Raw genomic sequence first — 22632 nt, 5'->3', positions numbered from 1 at the left:
GGCGAGCGCGGAACGGCCTGCAGCGGCCTGGGCCACGGCCGCACGCTCCGTCGCGGAACGGGCCGCGGCGGCCCGCCGGGCGGCGGCCGCGGCATCCGTCACGGCCTTGGCCTCGGCCCGGGCGTCGTCCTCGGCCTGGGCCAGGAGTTTGCGCTGGGTGACCACCGTGCGCGCGTTCGCTTCGAGGCGAACCTCCCGCGGCACTTCGGAGGTCTCGGCCAGGATACGCAGGGTCTGCTGAAGGCGCACGGCGTTCCGTTCGGTGGTCAGGTATTGTCGGCGTCGCGCCCAGGTCGGCATCAGATAGGTCACCCACAGGGCAGCGGCGACCGCGATCATGACTCCCCCGCCCAGGACCTCGCTACTCATGGTCCCTACGGTAGGAGCGCCGGGGGCTTCCGGGGATGATTACCGAGGGTGTGTCACCGAACATTCGGCGCGTCATCGGTCGGTCACGGCCAACGGATGCGCGGCCGCGGCGAGGTCGGACGGCGTCACCCGGGCTGCGTCGGGCGACACTGCGCCCGCGTGCCAGCGGTTGAGCACGCCCTGGCGCACTTCTTCCGCCACCAGCGCGAAGCAGAAGTGGTCGCGCCAGTCGCCGTTGATGTGGATGAAGCGCCGCCGCAGACCCTCGTACCGGAACCCGAGTTTCTCTACCACGCGCAGCGAGGGGCCGTTCTCCGGCCGGATGCAGATCTCCATCCGGTGCAGTCCGAGCTGGCCGAAGCAATAGTCGGTCGCCAGCGCGACGGTGGTCGGAGTGATCGACTTGCCGGCGAATTCCTGGGCCACCCAGTAGCCGATCGTGGCCGAGGACAACGATCCCCAGGTGATCGACGACACGTTCAGCTGGCCCGCCAGCCGGCCGTCGTACTCGACCAGGAACGGCAGACCGCTTCCGGCGCGGGAGTGAGCGAGGAGACTGCGGATGCTCGACCGCGTGTCGAACGACATCGGCGCGTACGGGCTCGTGGCTTCCCAGGTGCGCAGCCAGCTCCGGTTCTCCATCAGGGACCGCTCGAGCACCTTGTCGTCCCGCAACCGAATCGGTCGCAGGGTGACGGGCCCGTCATGAAGCGTCGGTATCGCGATGGCCACAGCCTGCCCGTCTCTTCATTCCAGAATGTTGTTCCCTCAATCTACCCGCTCGGCCTGCCGCCGGGGCTGCCGGTAGGCCCTAGTCGAGGGTCGCGACGAAGTCCTGGAGCCACGGCCGGAGGTCGGGGCCCAGGTCGTCGCGGTCGACGGCGAGCTGAATGATGGCCTTGATGTAGTCCAGGCGGTCACCGGTGTCGTAGCGACGTCCGCGGAAGATGACGCCGTACACGCCGCCGGTGGCATCCGGGGTCGCCGCCATCTCCTGCAGCGCGTCGGTGAGCTGGATCTCGTTGCCCTTGCCGGGCTGGGTGTGTTCGAGCACCCCGAACACCTCGGGGCGCAGCACGTACCGGCCGATGATGGCCAGGTTCGACGGGGCATCCGCCGCGTCCGGCTTCTCGACCAGTCCGGTCACCCGCACCACGTCGGGGTCATCGGTGGCCTCGACCGCGGCGGCCCCGTAGAGGTGGATCTGCGAGGGGTCGACCTCCATCAGGGCGATGATGCTCGCGTTGCGCTTGCCCTGCTCGGTCAGCATCTTCGTGAGCAGCGGGTCCCGGGAGTCGATGATGTCGTCACCGAGCAGCACGGCGAACGGCTCATTGCCCACGTGCATCTTCGCGCGCAGAACGGCGTGGCCGAGACCCAGCGGGTCGCCCTGGCGCACGTAGTGGATGTCCGCCAGCTCGGTGGCCCAGTTCACCTTCGCGAGCCGGCTCTGATCGCCCTTCTTCTCCAGGATCGCCTCGAGCTCGGTCATCCGGTCGAAGTGGTTTTCCAGGGCATTCTTGTTGCGCCCGGTGACCATCAGCACGTCGGGCAGACCAGCGGCGACCGCTTCCTCGACGACGTACTGGATCGCGGGCTTGTCAACCACCGGAAGCATCTCCTTCGGCATGGCCTTGGTGGCCGGAAGGAAGCGAGTGCCCAGACCAGCGGCGGGAATGACGGCTTTGGTAATTGATGTCCCCATGGCCCCTACGTTAGCGGCATCTAGGATGACTTGTATGGACTCCGACATCGGTCATCGAAAGCGGGCGCTCCGCGCCGAGTTGCGGGAGCGCCGCCAGAACATGACCTCGGTGGAGCGCGACGCCGCGACGGCCGGCCTCACCGCCAATCTCCAGAGCATCACGCTCGATTTGTCGGCGCGTTCGATCTCCTGCTACCTGTCCAGCCGAAACGAGCCCAACACCCGCCCGTTCGTGAACTGGGCCGAGTCCCAGGGGATCCGGGTTCTCTTCCCCGTCTCCCGTGACGACGGACTGCTCGACTGGACCGTCGGCGAAGACCAGACCGAGACCCCGGGTCTCGCGGGCGTTCCGGAACCGGCCGGCGAGTTGCTCGGCCCGATCGCGATCAACGACGTCGACCTGATCGTGGTGCCCGCCGCGGCCGTCGACGCTACCGGCCTGCGCATGGGCTGGGGCCGCGGCTACTACGACAAGACCCTCGGTTCGATGGAGAAGTGCCCGCCGGTCTACGCCGTGATCTACGACAACGAGTTCGTCGACGAGGTCCCGCGCGAGGTGCACGACCAGCCGGTGGACGGCCTGGTCACCCCGTCGCGGATCATCGCGTTCTGACCGCATGCGCCGTTGACGTGGCTTCCAGCCAACACCGGTAAAATCTAGCGAAGCCATCTATACAATCGGGGATTCGGCCAGCGGCCGGTCCCACAGCCGGAGTTCCAGTGCCTACCTATTCTTACCGTTGCACCGAGTGCGACACCGCGTTCGACATCCAGCAAGCCTTCACCGACAACACGCTCACCGAGTGCCCCACCTGTGGCGGCAAGCTGCGCAAGGTGTTCTCGTCGATCGGCGTGACCTTCAGCGGGTCCGGTTTCTACAGCAATGACTCCCGTTCGGATTCGAAGCGTTCCCTCGAGCGCTCGAGCCAGACGTCCGACAAGAAGTCAGACAAGAAATTCGAGAAGGCGTCGGGCGGCTCGTCCGACTCGAAGGCCGGCGAGAAGTCCGCGCCGGCGAAGGAGAGTTCGTCCTCCCCCGCGAAGTCGACCTCGGGCAGCACGAGCTCCGCCGCCCCGGCCGCCAAGTCTTCCTAACCACTACCACCACCTCCCCCGTCATCGCCTCACGGCGCCGGAACCTCAGCGGAGTATGACCATGATCCAGGGCTTCAAAGAATTCATCATGCGCGGCAATGTCATCGAGCTCGCCGTCGCCGTCGTCATCGGGGCCGCGTTCACCGCGGTGGTCAACGCGATCGTCAAGGGCATCTTCAACCCCCTGGTCGCAGCGATCTTCAACTCGGAGAGCCTCGCGAAAGCGATGGTGATCGGGCTTCCCGGCGGCGCTGAACTGTCATTCGGGCTGGTGCTCGCGGCGGCAATCAACTTCCTCCTGGTCGCGGCCGTGGTCTACTTCGTCTTCGTCATGCCGCTCAACCACCTGAAGCATGCCCAGGAGCGCCGCCGTCTCGCCGGCGCCCCCACCGCCGCCGAGGTGGCCGCCCCGGCGACGGAGCTCGAACTCCTGAGCGAGATCCGCGACCTGCTGGCCGCCGGCGCGACGCTCGACCGGGGCCCGAAGCACACGCTCTAGCCCCGACCGGAGCGCGCCCGCGTCACCAGTGCGGCGGGCGGTCCTGGCGCAGCCGGTCGTCGTTGACGCCGCGGGTGCCCGGTCCGGCGGGATCGACGGGCACGACCCCGCCCTCCTCGCGCAGTACCGGCGGGTGCGGATCGGGATCCGTGCCGGGAGCCGGTGTCAGTTTGGCGCGCCGGGATATGCCGGGCTGTCTGACGACCGACTGGCGGGGCTCCGCGGATGCCGCGGCCGGCTGGTCGGCGCCGCCGTCAGCTACTCCGTGAGGACCGCCGTCAGGGCTGGCGTCAGCGGTCACGGCCGTGTCGACGGCGGGGCGGTGACGCCCGCGAGCGCGGCGACCCGCGCGGCGACGGCGTCCGGGTTGCTGAAGAGCTCGAAGCTGTGCACGCGCAGGTAGTGCCAGCCGAGGCGGCGCAGCACCTCGGGCCGGAGCCGGAGCGACTCGCGCAGGCTCGACCGGCCGACCACGGCATCCGTTTCGACGACGACGGCACGGCCGGCGTTTGATCCGGCCAGGGCCAGTTTGCCGCGGTGCCCGAGCGACACGGTCAGGCCGAACTTCTCGAGGCGACGGGCCAGGTCGACCAGCATGGCCTCGCTGGCATCGGGCACCTGGGCTTCGTGGCGGCGTGCCTCGGTCTCGCTGAGCACCTGGGACAGAGCCAGGATGCCGTGGCGCTGGCGGTCCTCGTCGATGTCCGACGGGCGGAAGCAGGAGACGATGTCCATGGCCCGCCGGGCTCGGGTCATGCCGATGGCCAGCAGCCGTTCGCCGCCGGGCTCGCCGAGCGAACCGAAGTTGGTGAGCAGGCGGCCGTGCGGGGTTCGGCCGTAGCCGATCGAGAAGATGACCCGGTCGCGGCTCTGGGCCACGGCCTGCTCGAGGGTGAGCACGGTGAACGGCTCCGCCCGGTCTTTCAGGATGAAGTCGGAGAGGTCGGTGCGCTTGGAGAACGCGGACAGCACGGCCTGGTGCACGCGCACGGAGTGCCGCGCGCTGGCCGTGATCACCATCAGGGATTCCTTGGGCCGCTTCACCGCGTGGTCCATCACCAGTTCGACGACCTTGGCGACCTCCGCGTCGACGCTCTCGACGGCGCCGCTGTCGGCGTCGGGCATGCCGTGCCCACCGGCGACGTAATTGATGGTGAGGCTGCCGTGGCCGAGGTAGCTGCCGGCCCACGGGAGGGAATCGATGCGGCCGCCGTAGAAGCGGTGGTTGACGAGCTCGGCGAGGTCCTCGCCGCCGGCCCGGTAGCTTCGGGTCAGGGTCAGCGTCGGGAGCAGCTCTCCGAGGCGGGCCAGGGCGGAGTCGGCGTGGAGGGCATCCACGTTGGTCTCCTGCACGGTGCGGTCGTCCGCGGCATCCGTGATGCCGGTTTCGAACGCGGACGGGGTCTGCGTGACCGGATCGCCGAACGCGACGATCTGCCTGCCACGACGGATGGCGCCGACGTTCTCGGCCAGGGTAGTGGCCCCGGCGTCGACGAGCAGCACGCTGTCGAAACTCATCTGGTCGTCGAAGCCCGCGACCTCGTAGGGTGAGGCGAGCCAGACCGGGGCGAGCACCCGGCCCAGGTGCGGTGCGGCCTTGTGCAGGCGGCCGGGGGTGGCCCGGTCGGCGCGGAGCAGGCGCCGCAGGTGATCGGCTTCTTCCGGCCAGTCGACGACGCCGATCTTCCAGGTCTCGGCGAGCAGCCAGGCCAGCAGCTGGCCGGTGGTCGAGGCGTGAGCCTCGTCGACCAGTTTGAAGTCGGCTTCGAGGCGGTCGAGCACCTGCGTGTTGGCGTTGAGGAGGGCCTTGTCGCCGCTGAGCATCGTCTCCAGCACCGACTGCCACCAGGCCAGTTCGAGCTCGACGGCGACGTCTTTCTCGGACACGTGCCGCTGCGACAGGTCCGTCATCAGGGGGTCGAGGTTGTGCTCGCGCAGGGTGGCGAGCAGGGCGGTGCGCTCGTGCAGGTTGGCGAGCACCTCGCTCTCGGCGGCGAGGCCGGCGACCGCGTGGATGAGTTCCTTGATCGGTCGGTTCGACAGCTGGCGGGTGGTGCCGGCCGTGCCGAGCGGAACGTCGAGGCTGGCAAGGTCTTCGGCGACGCGCTGGAAGGCGACGTGCACGTCGGAGATCCCCACCGGGACCTCCGGGGTGACGCCGGCCACGACGAAGCGCTGCCACAGGGTGCGCTGCTGCTGAATGCGGCGCAGGCTCTCGTTCATGTCGCTGACGCGCACGCCGGGACGGAGGTACTCATCGGCGAGTTTGCGCAGTCGCCGGCGGCTGGCGCCGGTCATCTCGGGCGAATCGCGGCGGGCGGCGGTCGCGGCGATCAGTTCGGCCAGCGAACGGTCGTACACGGCCGGCTGAAACTTGTCGAGCGTCTCCCGGATGTCCAGCAGCAGCCGCAGGTAGACGCCGAGCTCGGTGATCGTCTCGAACGGGCGCAGCCGCGTCTGGCCGACCAGCCCGGCGGCGCGCTCGAGCAGGCGGGGCAGTTCGACCTGGTTGACCCGTTTGGCCAGCTGGTGGGCGGCGGACGCATCCGCGGTGGAGGTGAAGGAGGCTCCGTACCAGGGCGAGTCGCCCGGGCCGTAGCGGAATTCGCCGAGCGCGGCGGCCTTGATCAGCGTCGCCGCCGCGGCGGCCCGGCCATGGGCGAGGCGCTCGAGGGCGCGCCGGTCGAGGCGGGCGGTGGTCGACGGCGGGCTCGGCAGCTGGGCAAGCCTGGCCAGCTCGCCGAGGGCATCAAGCACCGACACCCCGAGGGCCGAATCGCGGCGGGTGAGCGAGGAGCGGTAGTCGAGCAGCACCTTGCGCAGCCGCACGAGCGCGTCGTCGACGTCGCCTACCAGGGGCTGGGCGGCCTTCTCGTTGCGGGTGATTGACTGGATCAGGTCGCGCCGCAGGGTGCGCGGGGTGACGGCGACGCCGGGCAGCCCCACCTGCACCAGGCGGTGCGCGATGCCGTCGAGGCTGGACCGGCGCGCGCTGACCACGAGCACGCGCTTGTGCTGCGAGATGAGCGAGCCGATCGCGTTCACGATCGTCTGGGTGCCGCCCGTGCCGGGAAGCGTCTTGACCACGAGGGAGTTGCCGGCCGCGATCTGCGCCACGACGTTCTCCTGCTCGGAGTCGGCGTCGAGCAGCAGGATGTCGGTGGCCGGAGGCCGGGAGTCCTGGCCGATCGGCACGACCGGGTTGTACGCGGTCTCGATGGCCCGGCGGGCGTTCTGGTTGCCGGCGACCGCGTCGAGCAGCGGGTGGTCCAGCCGGGCCGCGTCGGCGGAGAGCGCGCGGCCCACGTCGGCGAAGGAGGATGCGACCAGGCGCGGCACCACGTTGAACCACGGCAGGTGCGAGGTCAGGCCGCGCAACCGGTCGATCACGGGCTGCGGTTTGAAGGCGCCGTTGGTGACGGCCAGGGCCACGAACGCGTCGGCGTCCAGGGTGATCTGGAACTGGTCGTGCAGTGCGCGGGCCAGTTCGGGGTTGAGGAAGGGCTGGCCCTTGAGCTTGAGCTCGAAGTCGCGGCCGTAGCGGCGGATGGCGAGGGGGCGCAGCAGCACCGGCGCCGTGTAGTCCACGTCACCGTGGCGCCACTCGGCCAGGCCGATCGCGAGGTGCACGGACTCGATGCCGCGCATCGATCGCAGCTCGATGCCCTTCTGGGTGATCTCGCCGGCCGCGAGCCGGGCGTTGCGCAGGGCCAGCTCGTCCCGGATCAGGTTCGAGAGCAGCGTGGTCTTGCCGGTGATGAACTGCGGCAGTCCGCCCGGGTGGGTTGCGCTCAGTTCGATCCGGGTGCGGGGCCCGTCACTGAAGTGCAGGAGCGGTGAGCGTCCGCCGACTTCCGCCAGTTCGGCGCGCCAGCGCTGCCAGACCGGGTCGGCCACGTTGCCGACGACGAGGGACGGATCACCGAGGCTGACCGCGTGCGGGGCCGCCGCGTCGTGCGGGTCGGGGCTGCGTGGGTCGGAGTTGCGAGGGCCTGGGTTGCGAGGGCCTGAGTTGCGAGGGTCGGAGGCGGCAGCATCCTGAATTTCCGACAGGATGCCGTTGTCATCTAGTTTCTTATCAAGGCGCCGCACACCGACACCCTATTTCAGTCAACTGGGATTCACCGGCAGGCTGCCCGTTTTTACCGGGATTAGGGGCCAGAACGGCCCGTTTCGGCGGGATTCGGTCCGAGCGGCCGTCCGAGCGGCCGTCCGAGCGACCACCCGCACGACAGCCGGGGCGGCGGCGAGGGCCGGCGCCGATCCTTCTCGGCGAGAATGGTTCAATGACACTCCCCCTGGTCGAACTCCACCTGCACATCGAGGGAACACTCGAACCCGAGCTTATCCTCGAGCTCGCCGCGCGCAACAATGTGCGCCTGCCGTGGGGCTCCCTCGACGAGCTGCGCGCGCAGTACGAGTTCACCGATCTGCAGTCTTTCCTGAACCTCTACTACCGCAACCTCGACGTGCTGCGGGAACGCATCGACTTCACCGATCTGACCCGCGCCTACCTCGAGCGGGCCCGCACCGCCGGCGTGCGGCACGCGGAGATCTTCTTCGACCCGCAGGCGCACACGAGCCGGGGCGTGCCGCTGCTCACCGCCCTGGGCGGGGTGCGCGATGCCCTCGACGCCGCCGTCGACTCGGTCGGCATCAGCACGAAACTGATCGTGACCTTCCTGCGCGACCGTCCGGCCGCCGAGGCGCTGCAGTTGCTGCGGGAGATCCTCGCGAGCCCGCACCGGATCGACGGCATCGGGCTGGACTCCGCCGAGGTCGGCTATCCCCCGGAGCTGTTCACCGAGGTCTTCGACCTGGCCCGCGCCAACGGGCTGCGCCTGGTCGCCCACGCGGGCGAGGAGGGACCGCCGGAGTACGTCTGGCAGGCCCTGGACCTGCTGGGGGTGGAGCGCATCGACCACGGCATCCGCAGCCTGGAAGACGAGGCCCTGCTCGACCGCCTGGTGCGGGACCGCGTTCCGCTGACCGTGTGCCCGTTCTCGAACGTGCGGCTGCGGGTCATCGACACCCTCGCCGGGCATCCGATCATGCGGCTGCTGGACCGCGGCCTGCTCGTGTGTGTCAACTCCGACGACCCGGCGTACTTCGGCGGCTACATCGACGACAATTTGACGGCCCTGGACCGCGAGTTCGGCCTGGGCCCGCACCGGCTGGCGCTTCTGGCCCGGAACGGGATCGAGGCCTCGTTCCTCACTCCCGCCGAGAAGAGCACCCTGGACGACGAGGTCGGAGCCTGGCTCGACGCGCAGCCCCAGGCATCCGTCTGACCCCGGTCAGGCCGGCGGGTCCTACAGCCAGTTGTTCTTCCTGAAGACCAGGTAGAGTCCGATCCCCATGGCCAGCATCAGGGACAGGGCGAACGGGTAGCCGAACACCCACCCGAGTTCGGGCATGGCCTTGAAGTTCATGCCGTAGATCGTGCCCACCAGGGTGGGCGCGAACAGGATGGCCGCCCAGCTGGAGATCTTCTTGACCTCTTCGCTCTGGGCGACGCTGGTCTCGGACAGGCGGCGCGTCTCCTCGTTCTGGCGCTGGGTGACGAGGGTGCTGTGCACGGTGAGCGCGTTGTCCAGCAGCTGCCGGAACGCGGCGCCGCGCTCGACGACCCGCAGGGTGTGGTCGAGCACGTCACGCAGGTAGTGCTGCAGTTCGGTCGGGGCCGCGTACTTGCCGAAGCCCTTCTGCAGCGCCTCGAGCATGCCGACCAGCGGCTGCGTCGCGCGCTGGAACTCGATCACTTCGCGGGACAGGTCGTAGATGCGCCGGGCCACGGTCTGGTCGCCGTCGAAGAGCTGGTTCTCGATCTCGTCGATGTCGTTCTCGAGCCCCGCCACGACCGGCCCGTACTCGTCCACGATCTGGTCCAGGATCGCGTAGAGCACGGCCTCGGGCCCGAGGGCCAGCAGCTCCGGCGCCTGCTCCATCCGCAGGCGCACCTTCGCGAGATCGGGCGACTCGGCGTGACGGATGGTCGCCACGAAGTCCGGGCCCACGAACACGTGCAGCTCGCCGAACTCGACCCGTTCCTCGGCGTCGATGTAGCGAGCCGGCCGCAGCACCACGAACAGGATGTCCCCGAAGCGTTCCAGTTTCGCGCGCTGGTGGCCCTTCAACGCGTCCTCCACCGACAGGTGGTGGAGGCTGAACTCGGTGGCGACGGAGCGCACCTCGGCCTCGGACGGGCGGTACATCCCGATCCAGGCGAAGCCGTTCCGGGACTTCATGGCCGCGTAGGTCTCGTCGAGCGTGTCCGGGTTGGCGGCTCGATGCCCGTTCACGTAGATTGCGTTGTCGATCAGTGCCACGGGCGCTCCTTATATAGCAGCTACAAGTGTCGCATCCGTCGGGAGCGCCGCCCGCCGCCTCCGACGGTCCCGGCGGTAGGTTGGGGGCGTGAATGCTGAGCGAACGCGGGACGTGTTCGTCGTGGTCGCCCCGCGCGGGGCAACGGATGCCGCCGATCGCGGCTTCCTGGCGGCCGCCGCCGCCTGGGTCCTCGGCGTGGATCCCCGACACGTGTCGATCGACCGCACCTGTGACCGTTGCGGCGGCAGCCATGGCAGACCGGTGCTGAACGTTCCTCTGAGCGCGAAAGGCCGCACCCTGCACCCCTGGCCCCTGCACGCCAGCCTCAGCCGGGCCGCCGACGCGGTCGCCGTCGCGCTGACCTTCGCTGGACCGGTCGGGGTCGACATCGAGAGCCTGGCGGCCGTCTCCCGGGCCGACTTCGACCGGGTCGCGTTCGGGGCGGCGGAGCAGGGCGCCCTCCACTTCGTCCCGCCCGCCGACGCCGCGGCCGCGCGGGCCGCCCTGTGGACGGCCAAGGAGGCGATCCTCAAGTGCACCGGCGACGGACTCCGGGTGGACCCGCGGGACCTGACCGTCACGCTGACCGCCGCCGCTCCGACGGGTGCAGCCACGGATGCCGCCGCCCCGCACCTCGCGGCCTGGCCGGGGGCCGGCTTCCCGCTGGACACTATGCGCCTGGCCCGGTTCGATCCGGGGCCGGGACTGGCCGGCACGGTCGCCGTGCACACCGACACAGTGCACACCGACACCGTGCACACCGGTGCCCAGCTCACGGTGCTGCAGCTGACCGCCACGGACATCCGTCGGCGGCCAGGCCACCGGCCGGCTCAGAGTTTGGGCAGCACGGTCCGGTAGATCCAGCGGTCGACGATCCGGCGCACCTCGCCGCTCCCGGTGTGCACCGAGAAGAACTCGACGAAGTCGTCCGTGGAGATCGACCCGTGTCGCCGGTCGCGGGTGTACGCCCGCACGGCGCCGAAAAAGCCGTCGTCGCCGAGCTCGCGGCGCAGGGCGTGGAGGGCGAGCGCGCCGCGCTTGTAGACCCGGTCGTCGAACATGTCGTGCGGTCCCGGATCGCCGACGACGATGTCGCGGGGCAGCGCGTCGAGCAGCGCGCGGTGCTCGGCCGCGCTCCGGTCTGCGGACGGTCCCCCGCTGGCCTCCCCCCACAGCCACTCGGCGTAGCACGCGAATCCCTCGTGCAGCCAGATGTCCTGCCACCGGGCCACAGTCAGGCTGTTTCCGAACCACTGGTGGGCCAGTTCGTGCGCGATCAGCCGATCGCTGCCGTGCGCCCCGTCGACGTGGTTGCGGCCGAAGACGGCGAGGCCGTGCGCTTCGAGCGGGATCTCCAGCTCGTCGTCGGTGACCACGACCGAGTAGGCGCCGAACGGGTACGGCCCGAATCGGGCGGTGAAGAGGGACAGCATCTCCCCCAGCCGGCCGAAGTCAACGGCCACTTCGCGGGCGAGGTTGGCGGGGAAGAAGATCCGCTGGGCGACCGGGGCGGCCGCCAGGTCGGTGCGCCGGTAGCGGCCGATCAGCACCGACGCCAGGTAGGTGGCCATCGGCTCGGGCACATCGAACGTCCAGGCGGTGCGACCCGATCGGGTCGACCGGGCGATCAGCTTTCCGTTGGACACGACCGTGTACGGGTCTTCGCAGGTGAGCCGGATCCGGAAGGAGGCCTTGTTGCTCGGATGGTCGTTGCACGGGTACCACGACGCCGCGCCGGTGGGCTGGCCGGCGACGAGCACCCCGTCGTCAAGCTCCTCCCAGCCGACGTCGCCCCAAATGCTGCGGAGCGGGCGCGGCGCCCCGCGATACCGCACGCTCACCTCGAACCGATCGCCGGCGTCGATCGGGGTCGCCACCAGGATCAGCAGCTTCCGCGCGGCGTGGATCACCTTGTGCGCCCGCACCCCGTTGACCGTGACCCGGTCGACGCTGAGCCCGTCCAGGTCGAGGCTGAACCGGTCCAACCTCATCGAGGCCAGCGCGGTGATGGTCGCCGTCGCCCGCAGCTGGTTGGTGGCCACCCGGTAGTCGAGGTCGAGGTCGTAGTGCTGGGCCAGATAGCCGCCGTTCCCGTTCTGCGGTGTGTAGGCGTCATCCACTGTCGGCGCACCGTGGGTCGGCGCGCCGTTATTCGGCGGCACCGGCCGAGACGGGAGTGAAGACTTGTTCTGAGGCATGGGCCGTCAAGTCTGCCACGGCAGCGACCGCCACGGCGAAATCGGGTTGCCCGACCAGACCGACCCGGCGGGAACCCGTTCGCCCCGCATCACGAGGGAGGCCGGCCCCACGGTGGCGCCCTCGTCGACCGAGGCGGCCGGCAGGATCACGCTGTGCGGCCCGAGCGTCGAGCCCGCGGCCAGGCTGACGCGGTCGAGTTGCATGATCCGGTCGTGGAACAGGTGCGTCTGCACCACACAGCCGCGGTTCACGGTGGCGCCGTCGGCGATGGCGACGAGGTCCGCTTCGGGCAGCCAGTACGACTCGCACCACACCCCGCGGCCGATTCTCGCCCCGAGGGTGCGCAGCCAGAAGGCCAGCGCCGGGGTGCCTGCCGCCTTCGCCGCGAACCAGGGCCGGGCCACCATCTCCACGAAACTGTCCGATACCTCGTTGCGCCAGATGAACGAGGACCAGAGCGGATGCTCGGTCGCCCGGATCCGGCCCACCAGCATCCACTTGGCCGCGGTCGTGACCAGGGCCGCGACCATGCCGGCGGCGAGCAGCACCACTCCGGACAGGGCGATCGCCCAACCGAGGCCGAGCCGGAGCCAGAGCCAGGCGAGCGCGGCGAGCACGCCGAGCGCGATCAGGGCTGTGACGATGACCGGAACAATGCGCAGCAGTTCCCAGAGCGCGCGCCGGGTCACCAGTCGCACCGGCGGGTGGAAGGTGAGCGTCTCGTCGACGTCGGTCGCGATGCGCCGCAGCCGCTCGGGCGGGTTGCCCAGCCAGGACGAGCCGCGTTTGGCCTTCCGCGGAGTGGAGGAGAGCACGGCGACGAGACCGTTGCGCGGAACGGTGCGCCCGGCGCCGACGATTCCGCTGTTGCCCAGGAACGCGCGCCGGCCGATCTTGGCCGGGCCGATGCGCAGCCAGCCCCCGCCCAGCTCGTAGCAGGCGACCATGGTGTCGTCGGCGAGGAACGCGGCCGGGGCGATGGTCGTCAGGGCCGGGATCAGCAGGACGGTCGAGGCCTCGACGCCCGCGCCGACCTTCGCCCCGAGCAGCCGCAACCAGATCGGGGTGAGCAGGCCAGCGTACACCGGGAACAGGAGTGTGCGGGCGCCGTCGAGGATGCGTTCGGTCATCCAGACCTGCCAGCCGATCCGGCTGCGCACCGGGTAGTAGCCCTCGCGCAGCCCCACGCCGAGGGCGCGCACGGACGCGACCACCAGCAGCGCGTAGACGAGGCCGGCCGCGATGACCGCGACCGGCATCATCAGGGCCGCCCGCCCCAGCGCCGCGGACAGGGTCGACGCGTCACCGATGGCCGCGCCGACGATGAGGGCGCCCACGATCACGGCGATGACCGGCAGCGCGGTCATGCCGACGGCCCCGGCCGCGAACGCGGTCAGCCAGCGGCGACCGCGCGGCGGGCGCTCGGCCGGCCACGACCCGTGCGCGGCGCCCATCCGGATGGCGGGTGATCCCGCCCAGCGTTCGCCGGCGGGCACGACGCCGGAGACGGCCGCCCCCGGCTCGATCACCGCTCCGGCACCGATGCGGGCTCCGCCGAGCAGGGTGCTGCGGGACCCGACGGTCGCCTCTTCGCCGATCCGCACCCGGCCGATCCGGAGCACGTCGCCGTCGATCCAGTAGCCGGCCAGGTCGGTCTCGGGTTCGATCGCCGCCCGGGCGCCGATCTCCAGCATCCCGGTCACCGGCGGGAGGGCGTGCAGATCGACGTCGTGGCCGACGCGGGCGCCCAGCGCCCTGGCGTAGTAGCTGATCCACGGCGCCCCGGCGAGGCTGGCGGCGTCCACGAGCAGCGCGACCTGTTCGGCCAGCCACAGGCGCAGGTGCACCGAACCGCCGCGGGGGTAGTTACCCGGTTCCAGGCCGCGCAGCAGCAGCCGGGCTGCGATGACGGAGATGGTCATCTTGCCGGGCGGGGTGACGAACAGGAGGAAGCCGAGCGCGACCCACCACCAGGAGAGCGTCGGCGCGAAGGTGGCGCCGGCGGCGGCGAGCAGGTTGTTCGCCGCCGAGAGGTAGACCAGCCAGCGCGCCCCCACGAGCACGTGCAGAGGAATGCCGAGCAGGCTCTGCGCGATCCGGCTGCGCAGGGGCACGGGCAGCACCTCGCGCCCCCGCTGCGGGACAGGCGGAACTCGGCCGTCGAGTTCGTCGGCGAGCGAGCCGAGCCGCGGGTAGTCGTAGATGTCGGAGACGCGGGTGTCCGCGAAGCGCTGGCGGATCATCGACACGAACTGCGCCGCGGCGAGCGAGCCGCCGCCGTTGGCGAAGAAGTCCGCGTCTGGCCCGTCGGCTGCGACGCCCAGGATGGCGGCCCAGCTTTCGGCGAGCCAGGCCGCCGTCGGCGACAGCCGGGGCGCTGCGCCGGCGTCGCTGCCGGCCGGAAGCGGCCAGGGCAGGGCGGCTCGGTCGACCTTCCCCGAGGTGCGAGTGGGCAGGTCGTCGACCACCGCGAGCAGTGGCACGAGCGCGGCGGGCAGTTCCTCCCGCAGACGGATGTTCGCGGCGGCGCGGTCGAACTCGGCGGCGCCCTCCGTGCGTGCGAGGTAGCCGACCAGCACCTTGTTTCCGGCCGGCGTGATCTGCACCACTGCCGCGGCACCGGCCACCCCTGGCAGGGCCCGCAGGGCCGCCTCGACCTCGCCGAGTTCGATTCTCCGGCCGCCGAGCTTGACCTGGTCGTCGGCCCGGCCCACGAACACGAGGCCCTCACGCTCGTAGCGCACCAGGTCGCCGCTGCGGTAGGCGCGGTGCCAGCCGAGTCCGTCGTGGGCGGCGTATTTCTCGGCGTCCTTGCCGGCGTCGAGGTAGCGGGCGAGCCCGACCCCGCCGATGATGAGTTCCCCGGTCTCGCCGTGGGCGACCCGGTCCCCGGCCGCGTTCAGGACGGCCAGGTTCCAGCCGGCGAGGGGCAGTCCGATCCGAACCGGCCCGTCGCCGTCCAACCGGGCGGCGCAGGCGACGACGGTGGCCTCCGTCGGGCCGTAGGTGTTCCAGACCTCGCGCCCCCGCACCGAGAGCCGGGCCGCGAGTTCGGGCGGGCAGGCTTCGCCGCCGAAGACGAGGAGCCGCACCTGTTCGAGCGAGTCCTCCGGCCACAGCGCGGCGAGGGTGGGAACGGTCGACACGACCGTCACGCCGTGGGCGATCAGCCACGGACCGAGGTCCGCGCCGGACCGAACCAGCGACCGCGGGGCCGAGACGAGGCAAGCGCCGTTCCGCCAGGCCAGCCACATCTCCTCGCAGGAGGCGTCGAACGCCACCGACAGTCCCGCCAGCACGCGGTCGGCCGGTCCGATCGGGTCGGCGGGGAGGAACAGGTCTGCCTCGGCGTCGACGAACGCGGCCGCGGAGCGGTGGCTGACCGCGACTCCCTTGGGCACCCCGGTCGACCCGGAGGTGAAGATCACCCACGCGTCGTCGTCCGGGGTCGGCATGGTGCGGTCTGTTCCGGCGAGGGCCAGGTCGTCGCCCGCCGGCAGCATCCGTTCGGCGAACAGTTCGGCGTCGAGCGACTCGCGCACCGCGAACACGCCCCGGGGGCCGATCACGCCCACGACGCGGGCTTCGCTGAAGACGAGCCGCGCCCGCTCCTCCGGGTCGTCGGCGTCGACCGGAACGTAGGCGGCGCCGACGGTGAGGGTGGCCAGGATGGAGACGTACAGTTCGCGGGTGCCCGACGGAATGCGGATGCCGACGGTGTCGCCCCGGCGCACCCCGCTGCGGCTGAGCCGTTCCGCCTGCTCGCTGACCAAGCGCATCAGGCTGGAATAGTTGATCGCGCCGTCCTGGTCTTCCAGGGCGAGCGCGGTCGGATGCCGGTCGGCGGTGCCATGCAGGATGTCGATGAGGGTACGCGCCGCCGGCGCCCTGGATCCGGCCTCGAGCACATCCTGGCCGGACTGGCTCTGGATCTGCATCGCGCGCTCCTTGTCCGGGTCGCGGTGCCGTCCACCGCGCGAGCCACCAGTTTAGGACGCGCAGGTAACCGGCGGGTGTCGGGTTACGAAGACACCGCATCCGGATGCCACGCGAGGGATCAGATCAAACCCTGGCGGCGGAAGGCATTCCAGACACCGTTATCGAGCACGGTGGTGGTGACCTCGTCGGCGTGGGCTTTGACGGCATCCGTGGCGTTGCCCATGGCGATGCCGACCCCGCAGACCTGCAGCATCTCGATGTCGTTGCTGCTGTCGCCGATGCCGATGGCGGATGCCGCGTCCAGGCCGAGCCGGTCGAGGAGCCGTAGGACCGTGGAGCCCTTGTTCACGCCGTTCAGCGTCACCTCGCCGCTGCCGCGACCCATGTGCGGGATGGTGCCGGTGATGACGTGGAATTCTCCGCTGAGCGCCTCCGAGACGCGGTCGTACGCGCGAAGGTCGCCGGCGAGGAACACCGATTTCGCGATGCCCGTGTAGCTGTACGGTCGAACGTCGGCGAATGCCGTCAGGGCCGGGTGATCGTCGGCATCGGTGACGGATGCCGGGTCAGCCCCGGTTCCCGCCTTCCGCTCTGTGTCGGCCGCGTGGTCCTCCGCGAAGCGGTCGCGCACGCCGGGGCTCGGGTACAGCTCGTCGAAGGACTGCAGGTAGAAGTCGTACCCCGACTCCTCGTAGAAACCGATCATCCGCGCCACCGCATCTTCGGGCATGGTGCGTTCGATCACGAGTTCGTCGCCGATTTCCGCGAACCCGCCGCCGGAGCTGATGGTCCCGTCGAAGCCGATGTCGCGGATCGCGGGGTAGATCTCCACGGATGCCCGACCGGTGCTCAGGTACACCAGATGCCCGTTGCTCCTGGCGGTGCGCACCGCGTCGATAGTCGAGTCTGCGATCTCCGATCCGGTCTCGATCAGGGTGCCGTCGACGTCAACGAACGCGATGCGGGGGGAAATCATGGGGCACTCCAGACGAGGTGGTCTCGGGGACGCTGCATCTTCGGAGACCACCGGAGCGGTGTGATCGTATACTCCGACGCTATCCGAGATTTGTTGCTTGCTTCACGTCGGCATCCGCTGTCACTCCGACCACCGGTTCGCAGCCTGACAATAGGGGGCACGCACTTCCGATGACCCTCGTGAGGTGATTACTGTTGGTTCGGGGGTGCGAAACCCCCGCTTCGGGGGCGTTCCCTCGCTGCGACTGGACGTGAAAGGCATGGCCACGGTGAGCAAGAACCCCAAATTCGAGGAAGCCGACGAGAGCGAACTCGAGGTCAGCAAGCCCAAGGACTGGGCCGCAGGAATCCCCGGCGTGATGCACGCGATGGTGCCGGCCATCGAGCAGATGGGCGTCAACCGGGCCCGCAAAACGGTGCTTGCGATGAACCAGAAGAAGGGCTTCGACTGCCCCAGTTGCGCCTGGCCCGACCCACACCACCGCAAGGCGTTTGAATTCTGCGAGGAAGGCGCCAAGGCCGTCACCTGGGAGGCGACTCCCGTCGTCATCGGTGCTGATTTCTGGGCCGAGCACTCCGTGAGCGACCTGCGGGGACGCAGCGAGTACTGGCTCGGCATGCAGGGTCGACTGACCGAGCCTGTCTACAAGCCCGCCGGCGAGGACCACTACCGCCCCATCACCTGGGACGAGGCCTTCGAGCTGGTCGCCACGAAGCTCAACGCCCTGGGATCTCCGGACGACGCGGCCTTCTATACCAGCGGCCGCACATCCAACGAGGCTGCGTTCCTGTACCAGCTGTTCGTGCGCGGTTACGGCACCAATAATCTGCCGGACTGTTCAAACATGTGCCACGAGTCCTCCGGCTGGGGCATGGGGCAGACCATCGGCATCGGCAAGGCAACGGTCACCTTCGACGATTTCGCCGAGGCGGACCTGATTATCCTGATGGGCCAGAACCCCGGCACCAACCATCCCCGCATGCTCAACGAGCTGGAGGCCTGCAAGCGCAATGGCGGCAGCCTGGTCGCTGTGAACCCTCTGCCCGAGGCGGGGCTGAAGCGGTACAAGAATCCGCAAACTGTTCGCGGCGTCGCGGGTAAGGGAACCGAGCTGGCCGACCAGTTTCTGCAGATCAGGCTTGGCGGCGACATGGCCCTCCTGCAGGCCGTTTCCAAACGGGTCCTCGACGCGGAGGCCAGGAACCCCGGCACGGTTTTGGACCACAAGTTCCTGGCGGAGCACTGCGAAGGCCTTGAGGAGCTGAAAGAGCACCTGGCGCAGCTCGACGAGCAGGAGGTGCTCGACGCGACCGGTTTGCGGATCGAGGAGATCGACGAGCTCGCCGAGCGGTACCTGAAGGCGGACAAGGTCATCATCACCTGGGCCATGGGCATCACGCAGCAGAAGAAGGGGGTCGCCACCATCAAGGAGATCATCAACCTGCTGCTGCTGCGCGGTAACATCGGCAAGCCTGGAGCCGGCGCTTCTCCGATCCGCGGCCACAGCAACGTCCAGGGCGACCGGACCATGGGCATTTGGGAACAGATGCCCCCGGCATTCATGGACGCCCTGGGGAAGGAGTTCGGCTTCGAGCCTCCGCGGGAGCACGGCGTCGACGCCGTCGACACGATCCGCCGCATGCAGGACGGAAGAATCAAGTTCTTCCTGGCCCTCGGTGGAAACCTGGTGGCGGCAATCTCGGACACACACGCGGCGGAAGCGGCGATGGAAAATTGCGACTTCACCGCCCAGATTTCCATCAAGCTCAACCGATCCCACACTGTCACCGGCACAGAGGCACTCATCCTGCCCACGATGGGCCGCACTGAAATCGACATTCAGGAGTCCGGCACGCAGTTCATCTCCGTCGAGGACACCGTTTGCGCGGTGCACGCGTCGTGGGGCAGCGTGGAACCCGTTGCCCACACTCTGCGCTCCGAGGTGTCGATCATCTCTCGGCTGGCCAAGGCGACCCTCGGCGACAGGATCAACGCCGACTGGGACGGCTTTGAGAAAAATTATGACCTGATCCGCGACCATATCTCCCGGGTCGTGAAGGGGTGCGAGAACTACAACGAGCGGGTCAGGCAGGATGGCGGCTTCATCATGGCGAATGGCCCGCGCGATTCCCGCACCTTCAACACGCCCACCGGCAAGGCCGTGTTGACCGCGAATGACCTGGAGCCGGTGGAACGGCCCGCCGGGACCCTGATCCTGCAGACCCTGCGGTCCCATGATCAGTGGAACACGACCATCTACGGCTTCAACGATCGATACCGGGGAATCCGGAAAGGCCGCCACGTCATCATGGTCAACGCCGAAGACATCACCGAACTCGGTTTGGCCGACGGACAGTTGGTGGACATTTTCGGCGAGTACAAGGACGGCAAGGAGCGCGTGCTGCGAAAGTTCCGCGTGGTCTCCTACCCGACGCCGCGCGGGTGCGCCGCCGCTTACTATCCGGAGGCAAACGTCCTGGTGCCGCTCGATCACGTGGCGGATGGCAGCAACACGCCGGTCTCGAAGGCGGTCATCGTTCGCCTGAAGCCGTCCGGGTCAGAGCCCTTACTGGGCTGAGTCCACCCAGCCCTTGCTGTCCGGGCCGTCCTGAGTGCCGTCGGATACCAGTCCGCGGGCCTTCTGCACTGCGGTCTCGACGGCGGACTGAACCTCCTTCTTGCCGCTGTTGGTCGCCTGTCCGGCAGCGAAGCCCACGATAAAAGCGCTGAGGGGCCCGGCGGAGGGGCTGACGGACCTGGATTCCTCGGCCAACTGCAGGATCATCTGGGTGTCGACCTCGAGGTTCAGGATCTGCAGGGCCTGCGTCAGCCGTCGACTCCACTGGGCCAGTGCGAGCTCTTCATCGGACGAAACGGTCATCGGTGCTCCTAGTCTGGTGGCTCGTCCCGGAATGCCCGGAAGCGGCATCCGTCAAGACTTGCACCCTTGCCGGCGAAGCACAACGCACGGGCAGTCCGGGACTCTGAGGGCGGGATCCCGTCCTCGATGTGGACTCTTCAGGAGACCGGCCCGGTGTTTACTTCTATTTCGTTCTCGTCGGTTCGCCGTCGTCACTCGGTGTGCTGTGCTCCCGCAGACGTCGGCCGAGCTTGATGTCCTCGCGTGCCTTGTCGGCCGCCTTGTCGCTCTTGCGGGTGTCCCGCGGCGGCAGCTGAATCTCTTCCTCGGCGGCGATGCCCGCCTGCAGCTGCCGGCCCCGTTCCAGCTCCGCATCGAACTCGGCGCCGACGAGCAGGGCGAGGTTGGCGATCCACAGCCAGAGCAGGAACACCACGATGCCGGCCAGAGAACCGTAGGTGCGGTCATAGTTGGAGAAGTTGGTGACGTACAGGCCGAACAGGAACGAGGAGACCGCCAGGGTGATGAGCGCGAGTAATGCCCCCAGGCTGATCCAGCGGAACTTGGGCTGCTGGGCGTTGGGAGTGGCGTAGTACAGGATGGCGATGATCAACACGGCGGCCAGCGCCAGGATGGGCCACTTGATGACGGACCAGACGAGCTGCACGGTCTGCCCCAACCCCAGCGCGCTGCCGAGCGCATTCGTGACCGGACCCGACACAATCAACACCACAAGCACCACCACGATGAGCAGGATGCAGACCACGGTCACGCCCAGTTGCATCGGGCGCAGCTTCCAGAACGGCCGCCCCTCTTCCATCTCGTAGATGCGGTTCATGGCCCGGCTGAACGCGCCGACGTAGCCGGATGCCGACCACAGCGCCAGCAGGATGCCGCCGACGAGGGCGACGCCGGCCGCGGGCGACGAGCTGAACTGCTCCAGCGGGGCCCGCAGAGTGTCGGCGGTGCCACCGGGGGCGACCTGGTCGACGAGAGAAAGGATCGAGTTCGTCGCGGTATTACCCTGACCGAACACTCCCAGGAGCGAGATGAGCGCGATCAATGCGGGGAAGATCGACAGCACGGCGTAGTAGGTGAGGGCGGCGGCGAGGTCGGTGCACTGGTCGGCCGAGAACTCCCGCAGGGTCTTGCGCAGCACGTACTTCCAGGACGGCTTGGCGATCTCGGTCAGCGAGTCGGGCATGCGGGCATCGTCGGGCGCCGGTGCCCGGTCGTGCTTGTCGCGCGTGCTGTTTCTAACCACTGGGTGCTCTCCTCGGCTTCGTCAGCGGGAGATTCGTGCGCGCATCATTTGCGGCACCGCTGAACGATTTCGTCCAGCTTCATTCACTCGGGGACGGAATTCAAGCCAATTCGACTGATGTCCTCAGGAGGGGGACAGACGACAAGGGCCTACGGCATGTCCCATTCGTAGTCCGGACAGGAGAGCGCCTCGGTGTAGGCCACCTCGCTGGGGGCCGTGATTGTGCCCACGCGGCCGCGAAGGTAGGCGACCGCTTCGACGGTGTCGGGTTCCCCCGCGCTGGATTCTTCCGGCACGCTGATGAGCTCGCTGCGTGGACCGACGACCATTTGCACGACCATCTCGTCACCGTCGCTGTTGACCGCGGGTAGTTTGATCAGCTCGGACACGTGGCCGTCCGGAAGGGCGACGACTAACTCCAGGAGTGCATCCGCGGCCCCGTCAGTTGTCAGGAACGACTCTCCGCCATACGAAATCTTCTTCATGTACTGACTCCCTGCCTAGTTGACGCGATGCGCCCAAAGCGACGTCAACCTGACGCGGACTCTGAGACGGGTTGGTTCGGCACGGAGTGAGCCATCAGCCACAACCGAAATGAACGGTGATAAATTACCACGCCAGCTCATTCGCCGCTGTCGGAGAAAAGGTGGACGTCCCTGGGGCGAGTCTGCAGCGACTGGGCTCAACCCGTACCCGTTCGGGTACACCCGCAGAGATCCGTGTTGCCTGAAGATCTGTGTTGCCTGAAGAAATGTGCCCCTGGAGGGATTCGAACCCCCAACCGTTTCCTTAGGACGGAACTGCTCTTCCGTTGAGCTACAGAGGCTGGCTGTTGAAGTTTAGCTGTTGTCTCCCCCCTCCGCAGTGCGCGGGCTCACGCCTGCCGAGACCCGGTGACCGCTATTTGGTGGAATCGGTGGCCCGAGGGTGCGCGCGCGGCCGGGCTCCACGGTCGCGGCCGGCCTGACTGGCCCNGCCGGCCTGACTGGCCCGGTGGGCGCGGTGGTCCTGGCCCGGTACCCAGGTACGGGTGGGATCGAAGCAGACCGGTGCCATCACCTCGGGTTTGCCCCGCACCATGCGGATCAGCCACCCCGAGGTCTCGATGCTGTGATGGTGGAACCAGCACAGCAGCACCCCGTTGTCGATGTCGGTGGGCCCGTGGTTGGCCCACGGGATGATGTGGTGCACCTCGGCCCAGGCCGCGTTGACCTGGCAGCCCGGGATGATGCACCCGCCGTCGCGGGCGGCAATCGCCCGGCGTTGGGCCTGGCTGAAGAATCTTTCCTTGCCGCCCAGGTAGAGGACCTCCCCGTTCACTCCGAAGACGATCTTGCGGTACCCGCCGGCGCAGATGAGCTGATTCACGGTGCGCATCGACACGGGGGCTTCGACC

General features: G+C 68.9%; 18 protein-coding genes, 1 tRNA gene and 1 pseudogene. 6 read left to right on the top strand and 14 right to left on the bottom strand.

What is annotated here, in order from left to right; translation table 11 throughout:
• The 3 genes and pseudogenes from E3T42_RS15445 to galU form a co-directional block, all read right to left on the bottom strand.
• Nucleotides 1–369, bottom strand: a pseudogene (locus tag E3T42_RS15445) (hypothetical protein); the annotation flags it as partial.
• A 72-nt stretch (nt 370–441) separates the two neighbouring features.
• Nucleotides 442–1101 carry a GNAT family N-acetyltransferase gene (locus tag E3T42_RS15440; RefSeq protein WP_134366591.1) on the bottom strand — a complete coding sequence of 220 codons (660 nt, stop codon included), beginning with the start codon at nt 1099–1101 and terminating at the stop codon, nt 442–444.
• Nucleotides 1102–1180: 79 nt separating this feature from the next.
• Nucleotides 1181–2074, bottom strand: a complete 894-nt coding sequence (gene galU / locus E3T42_RS15435; protein ID WP_134403311.1) for a UTP--glucose-1-phosphate uridylyltransferase GalU — start codon at nt 2072–2074, stop codon at nt 1181–1183.
• A 34-nt stretch (nt 2075–2108) separates the two neighbouring features.
• Between galU and E3T42_RS15430 the strand changes: the two genes are divergently transcribed.
• From E3T42_RS15430 to mscL, 3 genes are all read left to right on the top strand, one after another.
• On the top strand, nt 2109–2687 hold the full coding sequence (locus E3T42_RS15430; protein ID WP_134366593.1) for a 5-formyltetrahydrofolate cyclo-ligase: 579 nt from the start codon (nt 2109–2111) through the stop codon (nt 2685–2687).
• A gap of 107 nt (nt 2688–2794) precedes the next feature.
• Nucleotides 2795–3169 carry an FmdB family zinc ribbon protein gene (locus E3T42_RS15425; protein WP_134366594.1) on the top strand — a complete coding sequence of 125 codons (375 nt, stop codon included), beginning with the start codon at nt 2795–2797 and terminating at the stop codon, nt 3167–3169.
• Nucleotides 3170–3224: 55 nt separating this feature from the next.
• Nucleotides 3225–3668, top strand: a complete 444-nt coding sequence (mscL, locus tag E3T42_RS15420) for a large conductance mechanosensitive channel protein MscL (protein WP_338144989.1) — start codon at nt 3225–3227, stop codon at nt 3666–3668.
• Nucleotides 3669–3690: 22 nt separating this feature from the next.
• Here mscL and E3T42_RS15415 read toward each other — a convergent pair whose 3' ends face one another.
• Nucleotides 3691–3969, bottom strand: a complete 279-nt coding sequence (locus E3T42_RS15415) for a hypothetical protein (RefSeq protein WP_134403310.1) — start codon at nt 3967–3969, stop codon at nt 3691–3693.
• Nucleotides 3966–7760: an AAA family ATPase gene (locus E3T42_RS15410; protein ID WP_241976230.1), complete on the bottom strand. Its 3795-nt coding sequence runs from the start codon at nt 7758–7760 to the stop codon at nt 3966–3968. Before E3T42_RS15410 ends, E3T42_RS15415 begins: the two co-directional genes overlap by 4 nt.
• Before the next feature lie 194 nt (nt 7761–7954).
• Between E3T42_RS15410 and E3T42_RS15405 the strand changes: the two genes are divergently transcribed.
• Nucleotides 7955–8959, top strand: coding sequence for an adenosine deaminase (locus E3T42_RS15405; RefSeq protein WP_134403309.1), 1005 nt, complete (start codon nt 7955–7957; stop codon nt 8957–8959).
• Between the two features lie 21 nt (nt 8960–8980).
• On the opposite strand, the gene E3T42_RS15400 is transcribed toward E3T42_RS15405, so the two are convergent.
• Entirely contained in the window at nt 8981–9997 is a 1017-nt protein-coding gene (locus E3T42_RS15400; protein WP_134403308.1) for a magnesium and cobalt transport protein CorA, read from the bottom strand.
• Between the two features lie 88 nt (nt 9998–10085).
• Here E3T42_RS15400 and E3T42_RS15395 point away from each other — a divergent pair, with 88 nt between their 5' ends.
• Nucleotides 10086–10856 (top strand): 4'-phosphopantetheinyl transferase superfamily protein, encoded by a 771-nt coding sequence (locus E3T42_RS15395; RefSeq protein WP_134403307.1) that lies wholly within the window; start codon nt 10086–10088, stop codon nt 10854–10856.
• Here the strand turns inward: E3T42_RS15395 and E3T42_RS15390 are convergent.
• The 3 genes from E3T42_RS15390 to E3T42_RS15380 all read right to left on the bottom strand — a co-directional run bounded on the left by E3T42_RS15390 (nt 10829) and on the right by E3T42_RS15380 (nt 17112).
• Nucleotides 10829–12118: a M1 family metallopeptidase gene (locus E3T42_RS15390; protein WP_241976228.1), complete on the bottom strand. Its 1290-nt coding sequence runs from the start codon at nt 12116–12118 to the stop codon at nt 10829–10831. The two genes, E3T42_RS15395 and E3T42_RS15390, sit on opposite strands and share 28 nt — an antisense overlap.
• An 84-nt stretch (nt 12119–12202) precedes the next feature.
• A complete protein-coding gene (locus tag E3T42_RS15385; RefSeq protein ID WP_134403306.1) occupies nt 12203–16135 on the bottom strand; it encodes a Pls/PosA family non-ribosomal peptide synthetase in 3933 nt (1310 codons plus the stop codon).
• A gap of 119 nt (nt 16136–16254) precedes the next feature.
• A complete protein-coding gene (locus E3T42_RS15380) occupies nt 16255–17112 on the bottom strand; it encodes a Cof-type HAD-IIB family hydrolase (protein WP_134403305.1) in 858 nt (285 codons plus the stop codon).
• A gap of 259 nt (nt 17113–17371) precedes the next feature.
• On the opposite strand from E3T42_RS15380, the gene E3T42_RS15375 reads away from it, so the two are divergent.
• Nucleotides 17372–19690, top strand: coding sequence for an FdhF/YdeP family oxidoreductase (locus tag E3T42_RS15375; protein ID WP_134365100.1), 2319 nt, complete (start codon nt 17372–17374; stop codon nt 19688–19690).
• Here the strand turns inward: E3T42_RS15375 and E3T42_RS15370 are convergent.
• From E3T42_RS15370 to E3T42_RS15350, 5 genes are all read right to left on the bottom strand, one after another.
• Complete coding sequence (locus E3T42_RS15370) at nt 19679–19993, bottom strand: DUF6457 domain-containing protein (protein ID WP_134403304.1); 315 nt, start codon at nt 19991–19993, stop codon at nt 19679–19681. The two genes, E3T42_RS15375 and E3T42_RS15370, sit on opposite strands and share 12 nt — an antisense overlap.
• A gap of 163 nt (nt 19994–20156) precedes the next feature.
• Nucleotides 20157–21176 carry a YihY/virulence factor BrkB family protein gene (locus E3T42_RS15365; protein ID WP_134365103.1) on the bottom strand — a complete coding sequence of 340 codons (1020 nt, stop codon included), beginning with the start codon at nt 21174–21176 and terminating at the stop codon, nt 20157–20159.
• A 209-nt stretch (nt 21177–21385) separates the two neighbouring features.
• Nucleotides 21386–21721 (bottom strand): hypothetical protein, encoded by a 336-nt coding sequence (locus tag E3T42_RS15360; protein ID WP_134365098.1) that lies wholly within the window; start codon nt 21719–21721, stop codon nt 21386–21388.
• A 269-nt stretch (nt 21722–21990) separates the two neighbouring features.
• A tRNA-Arg gene (locus tag E3T42_RS15355) sits at nt 21991–22062 on the bottom strand.
• A 74-nt stretch (nt 22063–22136) separates the two neighbouring features.
• On the bottom strand, nt 22137–22632 hold a 496-nt coding region (locus E3T42_RS15350), incomplete at its 5' end, for an HNH endonuclease signature motif containing protein (RefSeq protein WP_134403303.1).

The sequence above is a fragment of the Cryobacterium sp. TMT4-10 genome (assembly GCF_004403275.1).
Lineage (GTDB): Bacteria > Actinomycetota > Actinomycetes > Actinomycetales > Microbacteriaceae > Cryobacterium > Cryobacterium shii.
The sequence above is the reverse complement of the archived record's forward strand: the minus strand, read 5'-3'. Positions and strand labels throughout refer to the sequence as shown.

What these genes read in the sequence shown, in the direction of transcription:
- E3T42_RS15385 (WP_134403306.1), bottom strand. Translation starts at nt 16,135, where the DNA reads ATGCAGATCCAGAGCCAGTCCGGCCAGGATGTGCTCGAGGCCGGATCC.
- E3T42_RS15375 (WP_134365100.1), top strand. Translation starts at nt 17,372, where the DNA reads ATGGCCACGGTGAGCAAGAACCCCAAATTCGAGGAAGCCGACGAGAGC.
- E3T42_RS15430 (WP_134366593.1), top strand. Translation starts at nt 2,109, where the DNA reads ATGGACTCCGACATCGGTCATCGAAAGCGGGCGCTCCGCGCCGAGTTG.
- E3T42_RS15360 (WP_134365098.1), bottom strand. Translation starts at nt 21,721, where the DNA reads ATGAAGAAGATTTCGTATGGCGGAGAGTCGTTCCTGACAACTGACGGG.
- E3T42_RS15370 (WP_134403304.1), bottom strand. Translation starts at nt 19,993, where the DNA reads ATGACCGTTTCGTCCGATGAAGAGCTCGCACTGGCCCAGTGGAGTCGA.
- galU (WP_134403311.1), bottom strand. Translation starts at nt 2,074, where the DNA reads ATGGGGACATCAATTACCAAAGCCGTCATTCCCGCCGCTGGTCTGGGC.
- mscL (WP_338144989.1), top strand. Translation starts at nt 3,225, where the DNA reads ATGACCATGATCCAGGGCTTCAAAGAATTCATCATGCGCGGCAATGTC.
- E3T42_RS15380 (WP_134403305.1), bottom strand. Translation starts at nt 17,112, where the DNA reads ATGATTTCCCCCCGCATCGCGTTCGTTGACGTCGACGGCACCCTGATC.
- E3T42_RS15405 (WP_134403309.1), top strand. Translation starts at nt 7,955, where the DNA reads ATGACACTCCCCCTGGTCGAACTCCACCTGCACATCGAGGGAACACTC.
- E3T42_RS15365 (WP_134365103.1), bottom strand. Translation starts at nt 21,176, where the DNA reads ATGCCCGACTCGCTGACCGAGATCGCCAAGCCGTCCTGGAAGTACGTG.